This window comes from Sporosarcina thermotolerans (assembly GCF_030067815.1).
Taxonomy (GTDB): Bacteria; Bacillota; Bacilli; order Bacillales_A; family Planococcaceae; genus Sporosarcina; species Sporosarcina thermotolerans.
Genome location: NZ_CP125968.1, coordinates 2,989,365 through 3,004,429 on the forward strand (window position 1 = coordinate 2,989,365; position 15,065 = coordinate 3,004,429).

Genomic DNA, 15,065 nt, shown 5'->3' on the forward strand with positions numbered 1-15,065 from the left:
TCCGGTTATTTTGTCCAGCTCCAGGCGTTAGATGCTCGGGTCATAAGGCAAAGCTGCTATGTGGCAAAGAGCGCCACGCCGCATCTTTGCCTTATGCCTGTCGCATCTGGGCAAGCGCCTTCCGCTTTTCGTTTCCCCAGAACAGCTTTTATCACTTCGTCGATTGACGTTCCTCTATACGGTGCGGCAAAATAACACTAACATCATCAACCTCTTCACCATTCATCAACTTCGTCAACAACCGCATCGAAACTGCCCCTAAATCGTACAAAGGAACAACAACTGCAGACAGCTGCGGTCTAACTACTCTCGACAATAGTGTATGTTGGAAACAAATCATCTCAATATCATCAGGCACCGATAAACCATCATCTCTTAGCCCATTCATAATACCAACAGCAATTTCATCATTCCCAGCAAAAATACCTGTCGGCCTCTCATCCAAATCACGAATCAACTTCCACTTTTCATACGCATCATCATACGTATTATTCGTTTCTATGAAATACTCATCAATAAGTGGTAAATTAGCTTCTTTCAATGCCTTTTCGTAACCTACCTTCTTGCAAAGACGATTGATATCCCTGGATAGAGGTCCGGATACATAAGCAATTCGTTTATGTCCATTTTCAATCAATTTCTTAACCGCTTGATAGGCTGCATCTTCATGATCGATATTCACTGTCGGCAAATTCGTGCCAGCGTCAAGAGTACCGGCTAACACAACTGGAACATTTGCTGTCGCCATTTCTTTCCGAATTTCGTCAGACAGGGAGTCACTCATGAAAATTACACCATCAACTTGTTTTCCAAGATGATCTTCAAAAAGTTCAACTTCCCTTGTTGGACGTTTATCTGAATTGGAAAGGATAATATTGTATTCATACATCGTTGCTATATCCGCAATACCGCGGGAAAGTTCTGCATAGTAGCTTTTCGAAATGTCCGGGACGATGACACCTATAGTTGTTGTTTTTTTACTGGCAAGTCCTCTTGCCACTGCGTTTGGTCGATAACCAAGGCGCTCGATGCAATCTAACACCTTTTTACGCGTTGCCGGCTTTACATTTTGGTTGCCGTTCACAACACGAGATACTGTCGCCATCGAAACATTCGCTTCTCTTGCTACATCATAAATTGTTACTGACATTATCGAATCTCCTTCCCTTCATTATGATTATGTATTCGTTTACTCTTATTATAATCAAAGCACGGTACCTTAAAAGGTCCGGCGCTTTTTACAGAAAGTTCCTACTGCATTTCCACTTTTCAAATGGTTTGATGTGTATTCATAAACCTTTGTAGCTCCGCATAGAACTCGTCGAACTGTTTAATATCCATTTGCTGTGCAGCATCGGATAATGCAACTGCTGGATCAGGATGCACTTCAGCCATAACTCCATCTGCACCTACAGCGATAGCCGCCTTTGCAGTTGGAAGCAATAAGTCCTTCCTTCCAGTTGAATGAGTAACATCAACGAATACTGGTAAATGGGTTTCTTGTTTTAAGATTGGAACAGCTGAGATGTCCAATGTGTTACGCGTCGCACGTTCGTACGTACGGATACCACGTTCGCATAGCATAATTTGGCTATTCCCTTTAGAAATGATATATTCAGCCGCATGAATGAATTCATCAATCGTTGCAGCTAAGCCTCGTTTTAATAGAACTGGTTTATTCGCCATACCTGCTTCCTTCAACAATTCGAAGTCTGCATGTTACGGGCACCTATTTGGATAACATCTATATAATCCAAAGCCTCTTCCAAATGGGATGGTGTGATAATTTCAGTTACAATGGACAATCCCGTTTCGTCTGATACGCGCTTTAGGATTTTCAATCCTTCAAGACCAAGTCCTTGGAAGTCATAAGGAGACGTACGCGGTTTATATGCACCGCCCCTTAGCATCGTCAATCCTTTAGCTTTAATCGATTGAGCGACTGCCAAAACTTGTTCATACGATTCAACAGCACATGGCCCAAAGACGAATGTAGGAGAACCGTTTCCAATTTCTTCACCGTTTACATTTACAATCGTATCCTCGGGTTTACGTTTACGTGAAACAAGCAGCGCATTACGTTGCTCGTCCTCTTGAATTTCTAAAGCTGACATGAATATCCCTTTAAAAATCTGTTCTAAAATACCATTTGGGATCGGACCTTTGTTTGACTGGACTAGTGCGTTTAGCATCTCTCTTTCACGAATCGGATCGTATCTGTTCACACCTTGCTTTTCCTTGACCCTGCCAATTTCCTGAACAACAGATGTGCGTTCATTGATCAAGTTCAGTATTTGGTTATTCAGCCCATCAACCTGTCTGCGAAGTTCATCCAACCCATTTTGTCTCATCATTATGTCTCCTCCCCATACACATCATTCCCTTTTCGAAGAAGGAATTCTATGTTGCATTTTTGTATAATAGTCCAAGTATAATGAAATGCATTCGAAATGTCACGTCATTTCTGTAAATTGTCACTAATTCACGGAGTTTGATGTGAATCGGCCTAATTTAAAAAGCAGAAGGGAACTTTTTCAGTTTCCCTCTACCTTCATAAAAAACTTATTATTTCTCTTTTTCAACTGAGATATGATTTTGATTTACATTCTTTTCTTCACCGATATTCTCGCTATTATCGTATGCAACAGTACTGTTTTTTGTTGATTGATGATCCGCAGACTCTTTGTTTTCTTCGGTTTTATTTTCAACAAACTCAATTTGTTCTTCGCCTTCAGACGAAACTGTACCATCGTGCATCGGGACAGATGTTTTATTTGTCATCGACTTTACTTTATCAACGATCTGACCAGATTGCTCTTGGATTGTTTTAGCTAATTCATCTGTCTTTTCTTTGGCAACAGCAGAAATCTCAGTTGCCTTGTCCTTTGCAACTGTACTTAACTCAATACTTTTGTTTTTAATGTGGACAGCTTGGTCTGAAAAGTCGTCACGCATCTCTTTGCCCGTCTTAGGAGCGAGGAATAATGCTGCAGCCGCACCAATCACTCCGCCTACTAAAGCGCCAAGTAGGAAGCTTCCAGCTCCTGAATTATCCTCCTCATAGAAGTCGTCAGTATTGGAGCGATACGGATAATTTACAGGTAGATGTGATGGTTCCCCAAAAGTATTTTTATATTCCTGATTTCCATAATATTGCTGGTTTTGTGCGTCCTTTAGTTTTTCAGTCATGTTAATTCCTCCTAAATATATTTTGGTCACTACTCAGTTTTAGATAGATAACAATTACTTTGGGCTTGGCAATCTTTTTTGATTTGGATCCGACTTATAGACTGTCCAACCTGATGACCGCTCTTCTTTCATTTCCCTTACTTTACCAATGATTCCAAAAGCAACGTTACTCCACTGCACTGCTTGGGCTATTTTATCACTGTTCTTTTCAGCTTCAACAGTAATTGAGTTGGTAATTCGATGAACTGAGCTGTTCAAATTACTGACAGAGTCACCCATCCCTTTTACTGCGTCCACAACAGTGTTCAATTTTTCGGATTTCTGTTGAATATCCTCCGCAAGGGCATTTGTCTTATGAAGGAGTTCAGTTGTCTCCGATGTAATACCCTCCAACTGGTTCGTCAAATTATCCATAGTTTCCGAAACGCTTTTTAGTGTCTTTTTTAATGAACTTAGGGTCATCGCCAGGCTAATACATAAAATCAAAAAAGCCACTGCAGCGACGATGGCCGCAATATACAATAATACTTGCATAGCACTTCCTCCTTCCGATATACATACATAAATAATTTCTACCCTTTAAAGTAGGTAAATAAACTCAGCCATCTTTAACCTTTTTCGACAAACTTTTCAAATCCCCTTTATTTTTTATTAAAGAAATTGTTTTTCATCTAATGAGACTAATCCGGGATTTACAAAAATAAAAAACAGCCAATCCAAACGGATTAGGCTGTTTCCTCTTTTTCGGTATGCTCCGAAAAAACATTCATGTATTTTTGAATATCACCAGCACCCATGAACAAGAAAACTGCATTTCCGTGCACATCAAGTACATCAATATTTTCAAGAGATAGGTGATTAGCTCCTGGAATTTTATCGATTAGATCATTAATTGATAAGTTACCGGATTGCTCGCGCGCGGAACCGAATATATCACATAGATATACGTGATCCGCTGTCTGTAAACTTTCCGCAAACTGTTGGAGTAACGCTGCAGTACGTGTGAAAGTATGAGGCTGGAATATCGCAATGATTTCCTTGTTAGGATATTTCTGCCTCGCCGATTGCAATGTAGCCTTTATCTCAGTCGGATGATGTGCATAGTCATCCACAATTACCCTACCATGTGATTCTGTAACAGAAAAGCGTCTTTTCACACCGTTAAATGTTGCAAGTCTTTCCTTAATACCAGAAGCCGCAATCCCTTCATAATGGCAAAGGGCAATGACGCCAAGGGCATTTAAAATGGCATGGTCACCAGGCAAGAAAATCGTAAACGTATCATAGAACTCATTTCTCACATATACATCGAACATGGTACCCTTTTCGGATTTCTTAATATTTTTCGCTGAAAAATCATTTCCTTCATCAAATCCATAATACACTACAGGGACATTCGCTTGTATTTGTTGTAGATGAATATCATCTCCACAAGCAATAATCGCCTTTTTTACCTTTAAAGCCATTTCCCCGAATGCATCCAGTACATCAGCAAGGTCTTTAAAATAATCCGGATGGTCAAAATCAATATTAGTCATTATGGCGTAATCAGGTTCATAGGCAAGAAAATGCCGCTTGTATTCACATGCTTCAAAAACGAAGTACTCGCTATTCTCAATCCCCCTGCCAGTGCCATCACCAATCAGATAAGAAGTAGGTGAATTGCCGGACAAGACATGCGCCAACAATCCAGTTGTCGAAGTCTTACCGTGTGATCCTGTTATAGCAATTGAGATGAAGTTTTTCATATAATTGCCTAAAAATTCATGATAGCGAATTACGTCAACGCCTGTTTCTTTAGCTTTCACAATTTCAGGATGACTATCAGGGAAAGCATTCCCTGCAATTACTGTCATCCCCGGTTTTATATTATTTTCATCGAATGGTAAAATCGTTATTTTTCTTTCATGCAACGGGTCTTCCGGAAAGAAATACTTCTCTACATCCGAACCTTGTACTGTATGGGAGGAATCATGAAGAATCTGTGCAAGGGAACTCATTCCCGATCCTTTGATTCCCGTAAAATGGAACAATGTCATATTGCAACCTCCCGGGATCGTTTCTGTTCCTATATTCTCAAACATAAAGTAATGCGTTATTCTATAAATTTAAATTTAAACTTGGGATTTATCGGTTCTATTAAGGAATTGATCAAAATCATTTTCCGTTAAAAAAACATCTCGTGGTTTACTTCCCTTTTGCTCTGATATGAAACCTAATTCTTCCATACGATCCATCAATTTAGCCGCACGGTTATAGCCGATGCTAAAATTCCGCTGCAAAAGGGATGTCGAAGCACTTCCCTGATTGATAATAAATTGGCATGCTTCAACAAAAAGTGGGTCGGATTCCTCTTCCTCCATTGCATTGGCTAAAAGATCTTCCTGACCAAATAGGTATTCGGGAGCCGCCTCGTTCTGAACGTGTTCTATTATACGTTCAATTTCGGCATCCGTGACAAATGTACCCTGTAATCGAATCGCTGAAGATTGGCCGTTTCCAAGATATAGCATATCACCTTTACCTAAAAGCCTTTCTGCCCAGGTGTATCAATGATCGTTCGGGAATCTATTTGGGATGAAACCGAAAAAGCAATACGCGTCGGTACATTCGCCTTTATTGTACCCGTAATAACATCGACGGATGGCCGTTGTGTCGCAATGATTAGATGGATACCACAGGCTCTTGCCTTCTGTGTGATCCGTCCAATTGAAACTTCAACATCCGCCGGTGCCATCATCATCAAGTCCGCAAGCTCGTCAATTACGATTAACAAGTATGGCAGTTTCAATGAGAATTTACGATCCTTTTCAACCATCTCGTTGTACCGTTCAATATTTCTTGCACCAACATGCGCAAATAGTTCATATCGCCGTTCCATTTCGCCAACAGCCCACTTTAAGGCAGCTGTAGCAGCCTTCACATCAGTAATAACTGGACTGATTAAGTGTGGAATGCCATTGAAAGGAGCAAGCTCAACCATTTTCGGTCAATTAAAAGCATTTTCAAGTCTGTCGGTGATGATTTATAAAGTAAACTAACTAAAATTGAATTTATACACACGGATTTTCCGGACCAGTAGCCCCTGCAATCATCCCATGTGGCATTTTACGTAAGTCAATCGTAACCGGTTCGCCGGTCAAGCTAAGTCCAAGTACAGCTTCCAACGGTGATTCAGAGTCTTGAAACCTTTTTGTTTCTATGACCTCAGATATTCGAACAGCCCTTGGTTTTCGATTCGGAATTTCAATGCCAATTGAACTGGTTCCAGGGATCGGTGCCTGAATTCGGATATCTTCTGCTGCTAAAGCAAGTTTCAAATCATCGGTTAGATTTCTAACCTTGCTCACTTTCGTTCCATGTCCGACAGTCAATTCAAATCGCGTAACTGTGGGACCCTGTACCGCTTCAATAACATTTGCTTGAATGGAGAAATAGGAAAGTGCCTCTTCCAATTTCGCTGATTGAGTCTGAAGCCATTCTGTATCCTCGATATGCGCTTCGGGCTGTATAAGGAAATCTTTTGAAGGGAATGCGTAATGTGGCAAACTCATTTCTTCATCCAAATTAGATTCCGGCACCTGACTATGAAGATTAGTCTCCGTTTCCTTATTTTCAGAAATACTTTCTTTCGCTTCACGTTCCATTAACTTTTGTTTATCGTTTTTCAACATCAATACATTGAAAGGGACAATTCGTTCCTTTTTCTGCGGCTCCACTTCTTCTGATTCCGTAATTACTTGGGTTGAATCTAAATCATCGGTTTCAGTAGAGTCACTTTGAGTAGGCGATGCATCGGTAGATTCAAGTTCAATCGCTTCGCTTTTTCCCTCAAGAACATTGTCTTCTTCAATCGAAACAATCGTTTCTTGAATTGCTTCAGACTGGTCATTGTCGTCGATTGGCATCTGATCTTTAACTTGACTATCATTTAGATGTGGTACCTCATTAAATCGTTCATTTACTTCAATATCATTATTGGAAGTATGTGCATGATTTTCCGATTCAATGCGGTCAATTTCATCCACCACCTGTATGTCTTTACTAACTTTTTCTTCATATTCATTAACTGCCGTTTTAATCGAGGAAGAACTCAAAGCCAAATCCTCATCTTCAATTTCCAAAGTACTTTCCCGCCGTTTGGTAGGTTTCATATAGCCGTACACAGGAGAAGGAACAGTAGTTGGTGTAAATGGTCGCTTATTCTGTTTGATTACGGTCGTTTTTCTGCTTTCCTCTTTTTCAGTAATTGAGTTTACTTGATTCAGATCAGTTTCAATCACTCTATTAGTAAGGTACTTAGATGATGTAGTCGCCCTATGAATCTTCCCTTTTTCCTTTTCACTTGGCCATCTTTCATTTTTATATAAAGGAATAGGTTTAAAATCTTCTTCATCATCCAATTTTGTCGTAAGTGTTCCTATTTCGTTACTATCATTTTCAGAGTCTGGTTCCCAGCCATATATTTCAGCGTCAGTTATTATTGGAAAACGAAAAGCCGGTTTTTCTTTCGCGTCTTCTACTTTATCATCAACATCGATATCTTCTATAGTATATGTATCTTCGGGTCTTTCATCTTTTTCGGATTCAAATATTTTGTTCATAACTTTTTTAAACCAAGTCAAATCTATCACTCTTTTCAAGTCGATCATTCTATTTTAGCAGGTTTTTGTCGGTTAAATCAATCTGGGGCCCAAAATAAGAAAAACGTACTGTTTTTCACAGTACGTTGGACGGATATTGACGGCAATTCGGGATCACTTCCTGCCAAAAATAACCAAGTTGCTAACTTAAGATCAGCAAGTTAGATACTGAATGGCTCACCAATTCGAGAATCCTCTGGAAGGACTAAGATACCTTTTTCTGTTGGGGCATCCGGCAAATTAAGTTCTTTTGCAGAACAAATCATCCCTGATGATGCAATTCCCCTTAATTCTGCATCACGAATGATCATCCCGAAGGCATTACAGCTCCAACTTTTGCAACGACCACTTTTTGGCCCTTATCAACATTCGGGGCTCCACAGACGATTTGGAGTTTTTCGTTTCCAACGTCTACAGTGCAAACACTTAATTTATCTGCATTTGGATGCTTATCCTTCTCAATTACAAACCCAACAACGAATTTCGGTGATAGATCCACATCAAGCTCAAGATCGACACCATTTGTTTTTAATGCCTCATTCAGCTTTCCTACAATTTCCTCTGTCGTTTCAACTTGTCCATTTCCGTTGATTTCAACGTATTTTGAAGCATTGAAAACGTTAAATGCAGCAACTTCTTTAGAAGATGCATCCTTTATTAATGTGATATCATTCACAGAAGTAATTTCTGTCTCTTTCGGACGATCAGTCGTAACTTGTACTAAAAGGACGTCCCCAACACTTTTTTGATTGTAAAAGATATTCATTTCTTTTTTCTTTCCTTTCTCGCGACCCGATTTTTCGCCATTATAAAGATAGGTTCTAATTTACCATCTTCATAAATAAATGACAATGATGTAACTGGAACAGCCCCCACTGTAAAGAACTGCATTGTCATCTGTGCAAGTACATCATAACCCGTGTCATTTCTAATATCGCCGATGATAAGCACATCTTGATGGGGGACGGAAACAGTCATATGACCTTCGATTTCCCCTTCCATTTCTTTTAGGAAGGCCTGGTTCAATATACGGCTTGCGTCATAACCATCATTATTATTAACAAAGTAAAACACATTATCTGCCACTTCATCTTTCTTCATATTCGTCGGCAATGATCTTACCTTGAACATGGCTGACTCCATTATTTCTTGCTCTGACATACCAAGAGCATCCAACATTGTTTCATCTATCAATCGATAAGTAGTGCCTAAATCCAGTGCGTAAAAGATCCTTGTCTCTGCCGTATGGTCTTTGACGATAAATCTATTCCCAGCTTTGGAGGTTTGAGGAAAAGAAGTGGACCGGATTACCGGGTAAATCGCACCTTCTTTACTGAATCCTTCTGACTGTTCGATTTCCATTGCATTAAATGTTTCTTTAATGGTGTAAATCACTTCATTAATTGCGGATTCTTGTTTCGTTTCATATTTCGCAAGGATTTCTGGTAATGAAATATCCATTCCCTTTTTCAAAACGCTATGCTCCAACCTTACTTTGTCCGTTTTTCTATCGAAACGCCATTCTAATTCTTTTGACGGAAGACGTTCTTTCAATAACTCTACAAGCTTAGATGAATTCATATTCATCATCCTTTCTAAAAATAAGCGGCCGCTCGCCGCTTCGCATGTTGCGCCGTGTGACCGCCTATATTATAAAATTATTGCAAGCCTTGCTCAATGGAACGTACAATTTCCATCATATTGGCCATCTTGCTTTCTATGTTCTTCTTTTTAGTAATTGTTGTTAGTTTAATCCCACCGACACTTGTTATAAGTTCGACTTGATCTTCACCTTTGTTCAAAATGGATGCAAAGCCAAAATAGCCATCATCAGTGAATATTTCTTCATAGCGGACAGATTTATCGTTTCTTTCCAATAGGTCGTAAAACAGGCGGCTCTCCCTGTTTTCATTTGGATTGATGAAAAGAAGAAAGGTTTCATCACCTTTTTTCATGATAATATTTTGTCCATTGGAACTTTTAGAAATCGTAAAACCGGCTGGCTTATACAAGGAAACATTCTCAACTTCAGCATTAACGGCTTTGTCATTTAGTTCGAATGCAGTTTTTGCGGCTGCAATTCCGTCCAGAGCCTTTTCTTCGAGGGTTTTCCCACAAGCGCTAAGTACTGTTATTGAGAGTAGTGTCAGGAATAGGAATTTCCATATGCGGAACATTCGGCTTCCTCCAATCTATTTAAATAGCCGATATCTATTTTAAAGATAATAATCGACATATGCAAATATAGCAGTTCAGCGTGATGTTTGGTGGAACTTCAACTGGCCTATTAATAACTGCATGATATGTTCGAAAAGCAGGTCGCGGGTGACTGAGTGGGCTGTGAACATGCCAATTGCACCTTCACTATGGCGAATGCCGCTCGCTTGGAAATATTCGTCGACGACGACTCCTAATTCTTTTCCTTTATGTATTTCTGCAGCAATGCTATTTGGCAAAGGGATTTGGGCACCGGCAGCTGTGAATTTTTCACCGGAAGGTAAAACGAGTGCACCCCAGTTGCAAAGGAACATTTCGTTATCGAGCATTCGGACGCCGCCTTCGAGACCAATTCCGATTGCCCCAACGTGTTCATTTGCAGCATTTATTGCTCGATTTAATGCACCTGTTCGTGTTTCTTCATCTCCGATGGGCTGATCTTCACTCCGGATGATACCTTCACTTCATGGAGTTCAGAAGTTGGGAAATGTTTAGCTATAATTGTACGAGCCGCCTTAACTTTTGCCCGGTTAGTCGATCCAATGATGAATTTCATGCGATTCTCCTTTCGTTGCGGGAATAAATGAGCGATTCTGGGATTAAACGAGCGGTTTCCGGATTAAACGAGCGCTTCCTGGAATAAACGAGCGCTTCCGGAAATAAACGAGCGCTTCTGAAATTAAACGAGCGGTTTCCGGAATAAACGAGCGCTTCTGAGATTAAACGAGCGGTTTCCGGAATAAACGAGCGGTTTCCGAAATTAACGAGCGCTTCCGGAAATAAACGGCATCTGCGGAATTTAGTAAACGAAAGACCATCCTGTCATGAAGGATGGTCTTTTGTTTATTATTAGACGTTGCTCTTAATCGTTTCAACTGTTGTTTTATCGCAAGCTTTGACAAGTTTTACAAGAAGCTCTTTTGCCGCAGCATAATCATCCGTGTGAATGATGGATGCAGCTGTGTGAATGTATCTTGAACAAATACCAATGACAGCACTTGGTACGCCTTCATTTGAAACGTGAACTTGACCGGCATCCGTTCCACCTTGGGAAATGAAGTACTGATAAGGGATTTTATGCGTTTCAGCTGTATCGAGGATGAACTCTCTCATTCCACGATGCGTCACCATTGAACGGTCAAAAATACGAAGAAGCGTACCTTTTCCAAGCTGGCCAAATTCGTTTTTATTGCCAGAAGCGTCGTTTGCTGGGCTTGCATCCAATGCGAAGAAAAGATCTGGATTGATCATTCTTGCAGCTGCTTGAGCTCCACGAAGACCTACTTCTTCCATAACGTTTGCTCCTGAGTAAAGAGTATTCGGAAGCTTTTCGCCATGAACCTCTTTCAAAAGTTCAATTGCCAAACCGCAGCCATAGCGGTTGTCCCATGCTTTTGCCAAAATTTTCTTTTCGTTTGCCATCGGTGTAAACGGGCAGATTGGAACGATTTGCTGTCCAGGACGAATACCAATTTTCAAAGCATCGGCTTTATCATCGGCACCAATGTCGATAAGCATATTTTTAATATCCATTGGTTTATTTCGAACTTCATCACTTAGTAGGTGAGGTGGGATTGATCCGATAACACCGACAACTGGACCAGCGTCTGTAATAATTTGAACACGTTGTGCAAGTAATACTTGACTCCACCAACCACCAAGTGGCTGGAAGCGGAGCATTCCGTTATCTGTGATACTTGATACCATGAAGCCAACTTCATCCATATGCCCTGCTACCATGATTCTTGGACCGTCTTCTGGACCTTTACGGACACCGAACACTCCTCCAAGATTATCTTGAATGAGTTCATCAGAATACTTCCCAAGTTCTTCACGCATGTAAGCACGAACAAGGTGTTCATTGCCTGGTGCACCAGGTAATTCAGTAAGTGTTTTAAACATTGTTAATGTTTCGTTATTCATGAAAAGTTTCCCCCAATTCATTATGTACTCCCTTAAGTATAATGCAGGAGTCAAAAACTATCCATCACGAATATTTAGCTTTGCGAATTAATTTTACCGAAGCAGGATTTTAATGCTTTTCACCGAATCGAATGTAAAATCACCACTGAAATATGGTACACTTGGGTAAGATTGATTGAGATTGATGAGGGGGTTTCAAACTATGAAAGTGAAAGATTTCGTATCAGGAGTCTTAACAGGTGTAGCAGCTGGACTGATTGTTAATCAGGCTTTTGAAAAGCTGAACCCGAAAACTCCAGCAGAACGTGTCTTAAATGATGTAAAGGAAGCTTTCAAAAAGAGGGGCCTATTGATGGATCATGGATTGTCATGAAACCAGAACCGTTTACGAACAATGTCTTATCGATGGAAGTATATAGGGGCGGCATTTCGCGGATTAGAAATGGCGAACTTGAACAATTTGAATTCGCAGCAAATGCAGAAACAGGCACTGTTGTAGAATTGATTCAGAAGTAAAATGAAGTAAAAAATACCGTCACACATTTTCCATGTGACGGTATTTTTTATTTAGTCCGGGCAACTGATTCTGTAATTTCCTTGCCGCTTTCATCCCATTGGACAAGACGGTAAACTGCATCATGATAAAAGATGAATCGATAATGGTTTGCCAAGGCTTCTTTCATCAGTTTTTCCTTCGCAAAGATTGACGTCATTGGATAGTCGTCATAAGCAAGCACCCATAGCGGATTGCTGTGTGCATGTGTTGGCATGATATCTCCCATATGCAAGATCGTTTCATTGTTTTGGGTTAGTTTGATGACGCTATGGCCGTCACTATGGCCTCCAGTATGAATCATTTCAATCCCAGGAACTATAGTTGTATGTTCATTGAATGTTTTCACCTGATGCTGGATAGGCTCCCAATTCTCTTTCCAATATGTGTTTCTTGAGCGGATATTCGGGTTTCTCATTTCATCCCATTCGACTGCTGAAACATGAATTTCTGCGTTCGGAAAAACCGAGACAAGCTTTTCATCCACCCAGCCTGTTAAGCCTGCGGCGTGGTCGTTATGAAGATGCGTCATTAAGATAATATCGATATCCTCAGGCTTCAAACCAAGCTCCGTTAGACTTTCCTCAAGCTTCGTCTCCTCACGCACACCAAGATTACGCTTCATTTTTTCAGATAGCTTCCCTTTACCTATTCCACTATCTATCAGGATGTTTTTCCCTTCATAGGAGATGAGAATAGGATCTGTTCTGAGTTCGATCAAGTTATTCTCATCCACTTCATATTTCCGGGACCATAATGCCTTAGGAACCACTCCGAACATGGTACCTCCATCAAGAAAGTTCACACCACCATCAAGCCAAGTAATTTTCATATCGTGAAATATATATGTATCCAACCAAAACATCCCCTTTCTTGCATTTCCCTAATTGTTAAACATTGCCTCCAACCGATAAATAGGTTGTCCCTTTGCCGAGAATTTCTCTTCGTATTCCGTCATGATGTTATCCTCAGGCATTTCTGCGTGTAGATCTAAGGAGACATCTTTCAATATCATGCCATAAGAAGACATGGAAACAAGTGAGTATTCAAATAGTTTGCGGTTATCCGTTTTGAAGTGGATTTCACCTTTTTTCTTCAAAACCTCCTCATATCTTGCCAAAAATGATTCATGCGTAAGTCTTCTTTTTGCATGTCGGGTTTTTGGCCATGGATCTGAAAAGTTTAGATAAATACGATCCAACTCTCGAGCCTTAAATAAGTCCTCCATATTAGCACCATTTCCCCGAAGTAATCTCAGGTTCGATGGTTTTCCCGCCTCTATGGCCTTTTCCAAAGCGGATACAATAACATTATCAAAATGTTCAATACCGATATAGTTAATGTCCGGATTCGCTAATGCCATTCCGATGACGAATTGACCTTTACCAGTACCTACTTCTACATGGATTGGGTTTTCATTGTTGAAAATCGCCTTCCAATCCTTCACTGCTCCTTCTTCTTCGTTGATTAGTACATCTGGATGTTCTGCCATGAAGTCTTTTGCCCATGGTTTATTGCGCAGCCTCATTTTATTTACACTCATTTCTTTTCGTTTTTATCGTTGTCATTCATTTAATCCAGCCTGCTGAATGCTGTAGTCTGGACATTATCCAAAATCGACTGGGCCGCCTTGAATTGGTTGAACTTCATTGGAAAAGTGGATTGTTGGAGTGATGTGAACCATTCATTATACGTCCGGCGGTCTATAATTTTAATATCAAACGGGGATCCGGGATAATCGATGTACCCGTTTCTTGATAGTACGAATTTCTTAATAGGGAAGTCAATTCCTTGGGTACTGAAAATCCCCGAGATGATTTTCTCCATTCGATTAAGCCCAATTAGAGGATTAAGGATCCTTGATTCCTTGGTACCAACCTTTTTCGTCCAAAAACGATCTCCATTAGCAACATACGCTGCAATATCTTCCTGTTCCACTATTGTGATGCACAGACATTCGAGTGGGGTTACCAATATAATATCCACTTCAACCGGGGCTTTCTTCACTTGAAGGATTGGATAATAGAATAGCAGAAAACTGTCGGGCAGTTGCTGGGTAAAGCTTCTAAGCAAATTATCTCCCATGAACCTCGCACTTAGGTGAGATGTTTCCCGCAATGTAGAGCTTGCCCATTTCAACTGGAAATGAAATAGCTGATCTAAAAAGAGCTTGCGAAGATGTTCAAGATTGCCGGGGTTTGATAAGACGTAAGGATTAAATCCGAAATTTTCCAACTCACTCACTTCATCCGTCACGACATCCATTTCATCAGTCTCAGCCTCAAACTCTCTTTCCTTTCTCCTTCCAAACAAACTGAAAAGAGGGGTAAGCCAATTCCCCTCCCTCAGCTGCTCCTCCTCCACTTCAGGAATTTCTTCCCTGCCCGGGAATTCCGCTCCGTTCTGCCATTGGAGCTTCATCCTTTCCCATTGGGACTTTTTAAGCCTGATATATTGTGTAGGATAATGTGATAAATCATTTTCATAGCGGGAAATATAATCAAGCAGTTTGACGAGCTGCGCCAAATCCATCAACTCCG

Annotated in this window: 13 protein-coding genes and 4 pseudogenes; 2 read left to right on the top strand and 15 right to left on the bottom strand. The window is 40.5% G+C overall.

What is annotated here, in order from left to right; genetic code table 11:
- Window positions 1-151: 151 nt before the first annotated feature.
- The 12 genes and pseudogenes from ccpA to QNH10_RS16940 form a co-directional block, all read right to left on the bottom strand.
- Window positions 152-1,150: a catabolite control protein A gene (gene ccpA, locus QNH10_RS16885; protein WP_283732487.1), complete on the bottom strand. Its 999-nt coding sequence runs from the start codon at window positions 1,148-1,150 to the stop codon at window positions 152-154.
- Between the two features lie 119 nt (window positions 1,151-1,269).
- A pseudogene (locus QNH10_RS16890) lies at window positions 1,270-2,351 on the bottom strand (bifunctional 3-deoxy-7-phosphoheptulonate synthase/chorismate mutase).
- 214 nt (window positions 2,352-2,565) lie between these two features.
- A complete protein-coding gene (locus QNH10_RS16895; RefSeq protein ID WP_283732488.1) occupies window positions 2,566-3,189 on the bottom strand; it encodes a YtxH domain-containing protein in 624 nt (207 codons plus the stop codon).
- Window positions 3,190-3,243: 54 nt separating this feature from the next.
- The gene (locus tag QNH10_RS16900; RefSeq protein WP_283732489.1) at window positions 3,244-3,723 is read right to left on the bottom strand and encodes a DUF948 domain-containing protein; all 480 of its coding nucleotides are present in this window, start codon (window positions 3,721-3,723) and stop codon (window positions 3,244-3,246) included.
- Window positions 3,724-3,914: 191 nt separating this feature from the next.
- Entirely contained in the window at window positions 3,915-5,228 is a 1,314-nt protein-coding gene (gene murC, locus QNH10_RS16905; RefSeq protein WP_283732490.1) for a UDP-N-acetylmuramate--L-alanine ligase, read from the bottom strand.
- Window positions 5,229-5,303: 75 nt separating this feature from the next.
- A complete protein-coding gene (locus QNH10_RS21275; RefSeq protein WP_430541072.1) occupies window positions 5,304-5,702 on the bottom strand; it encodes a DNA translocase FtsK in 399 nt (132 codons plus the stop codon).
- 11 nt (window positions 5,703-5,713) lie between these two features.
- Window positions 5,714-7,841 (bottom strand): annotated as a pseudogene (locus QNH10_RS16910) (DNA translocase FtsK).
- Window positions 7,842-7,993: 152 nt separating this feature from the next.
- Window positions 7,994-8,598, bottom strand: a pseudogene (ytpR, locus tag QNH10_RS16915) (YtpR family tRNA-binding protein).
- Window positions 8,595-9,413, bottom strand: a complete 819-nt coding sequence (locus tag QNH10_RS16920; RefSeq protein WP_283732491.1) for a DUF1444 domain-containing protein — start codon at window positions 9,411-9,413, stop codon at window positions 8,595-8,597. The pseudogene ytpR and the gene QNH10_RS16920 overlap by 4 nt, the downstream one beginning before the upstream one ends.
- A 77-nt stretch (window positions 9,414-9,490) precedes the next feature.
- Window positions 9,491-10,009 (bottom strand): hypothetical protein, encoded by a 519-nt coding sequence (locus tag QNH10_RS16925; RefSeq protein WP_283732492.1) that lies wholly within the window; start codon window positions 10,007-10,009, stop codon window positions 9,491-9,493.
- A gap of 75 nt (window positions 10,010-10,084) precedes the next feature.
- Window positions 10,085-10,605, bottom strand: a pseudogene (locus QNH10_RS16930) (DUF84 family protein).
- 293 nt (window positions 10,606-10,898) lie between these two features.
- A complete protein-coding gene (locus QNH10_RS16940) occupies window positions 10,899-11,972 on the bottom strand; it encodes a M42 family metallopeptidase (protein ID WP_283732494.1) in 1,074 nt (357 codons plus the stop codon).
- A 202-nt stretch (window positions 11,973-12,174) separates the two neighbouring features.
- Here QNH10_RS16940 and QNH10_RS20760 point away from each other — a divergent pair, with 202 nt between their 5' ends.
- Together QNH10_RS20760 and QNH10_RS20765 are read left to right on the top strand one after the other, a co-directional pair.
- Window positions 12,175-12,345 (top strand): hypothetical protein, encoded by a 171-nt coding sequence (locus QNH10_RS20760; RefSeq protein WP_347177902.1) that lies wholly within the window; start codon window positions 12,175-12,177, stop codon window positions 12,343-12,345.
- Window positions 12,342-12,488, top strand: a complete 147-nt coding sequence (locus QNH10_RS20765) for a hypothetical protein (RefSeq protein WP_347177903.1) — start codon at window positions 12,342-12,344, stop codon at window positions 12,486-12,488. The genes QNH10_RS20760 and QNH10_RS20765 overlap by 4 nt, the downstream gene beginning before the upstream one ends.
- A 47-nt stretch (window positions 12,489-12,535) precedes the next feature.
- Here QNH10_RS20765 and QNH10_RS16950 read toward each other — a convergent pair whose 3' ends face one another.
- The 3 genes from QNH10_RS16950 to QNH10_RS16960 are packed head-to-tail and all read right to left on the bottom strand — an operon-like array spanning window position 12,536 to window position 15,051.
- Window positions 12,536-13,381: a YtnP family quorum-quenching lactonase gene (locus QNH10_RS16950; RefSeq protein ID WP_283732495.1), complete on the bottom strand. Its 846-nt coding sequence runs from the start codon at window positions 13,379-13,381 to the stop codon at window positions 12,536-12,538.
- A 27-nt stretch (window positions 13,382-13,408) separates the two neighbouring features.
- Window positions 13,409-14,053 (bottom strand): tRNA (guanosine(46)-N7)-methyltransferase TrmB, encoded by a 645-nt coding sequence (gene trmB, locus QNH10_RS16955; RefSeq protein ID WP_283732496.1) that lies wholly within the window; start codon window positions 14,051-14,053, stop codon window positions 13,409-13,411.
- Window positions 14,054-14,097: 44 nt separating this feature from the next.
- Entirely contained in the window at window positions 14,098-15,051 is a 954-nt protein-coding gene (locus QNH10_RS16960; protein WP_283732497.1) for an NERD domain-containing protein, read from the bottom strand.
- Between the last annotated feature and the right edge of the window lie 14 nt (window positions 15,052-15,065).

Excerpts from the sequence above, each read along its gene's own strand:
- ccpA (WP_283732487.1), bottom strand. The coding sequence starts at position 1,150 with ATGTCAGTAACAATTTATGATGTAGCAAGAGAAGCGAATGTTTCGATG.
- QNH10_RS16895 (WP_283732488.1), bottom strand. The coding sequence starts at position 3,189 with ATGACTGAAAAACTAAAGGACGCACAAAACCAGCAATATTATGGAAAT.
- QNH10_RS16900 (WP_283732489.1), bottom strand. The coding sequence starts at position 3,723 with ATGCAAGTATTATTGTATATTGCGGCCATCGTCGCTGCAGTGGCTTTT.
- murC (WP_283732490.1), bottom strand. The coding sequence starts at position 5,228 with ATGACATTGTTCCATTTTACGGGAATCAAAGGATCGGGAATGAGTTCC.
- QNH10_RS21275 (WP_430541072.1), bottom strand. The coding sequence starts at position 5,702 with ATGCTATATCTTGGAAACGGCCAATCTTCAGCGATTCGATTACAGGGT.
- QNH10_RS16920 (WP_283732491.1), bottom strand. The coding sequence starts at position 9,413 with ATGAATTCATCTAAGCTTGTAGAGTTATTGAAAGAACGTCTTCCGTCA.
- QNH10_RS16925 (WP_283732492.1), bottom strand. The coding sequence starts at position 10,009 with ATGTTCCGCATATGGAAATTCCTATTCCTGACACTACTCTCAATAACA.
- QNH10_RS16940 (WP_283732494.1), bottom strand. The coding sequence starts at position 11,972 with ATGAATAACGAAACATTAACAATGTTTAAAACACTTACTGAATTACCT.
- QNH10_RS20760 (WP_347177902.1), top strand. The coding sequence starts at position 12,175 with ATGAAAGTGAAAGATTTCGTATCAGGAGTCTTAACAGGTGTAGCAGCT.
- QNH10_RS20765 (WP_347177903.1), top strand. The coding sequence starts at position 12,342 with ATGAAACCAGAACCGTTTACGAACAATGTCTTATCGATGGAAGTATAT.
- trmB (WP_283732496.1), bottom strand. The coding sequence starts at position 14,053 with ATGAGGCTGCGCAATAAACCATGGGCAAAAGACTTCATGGCAGAACAT.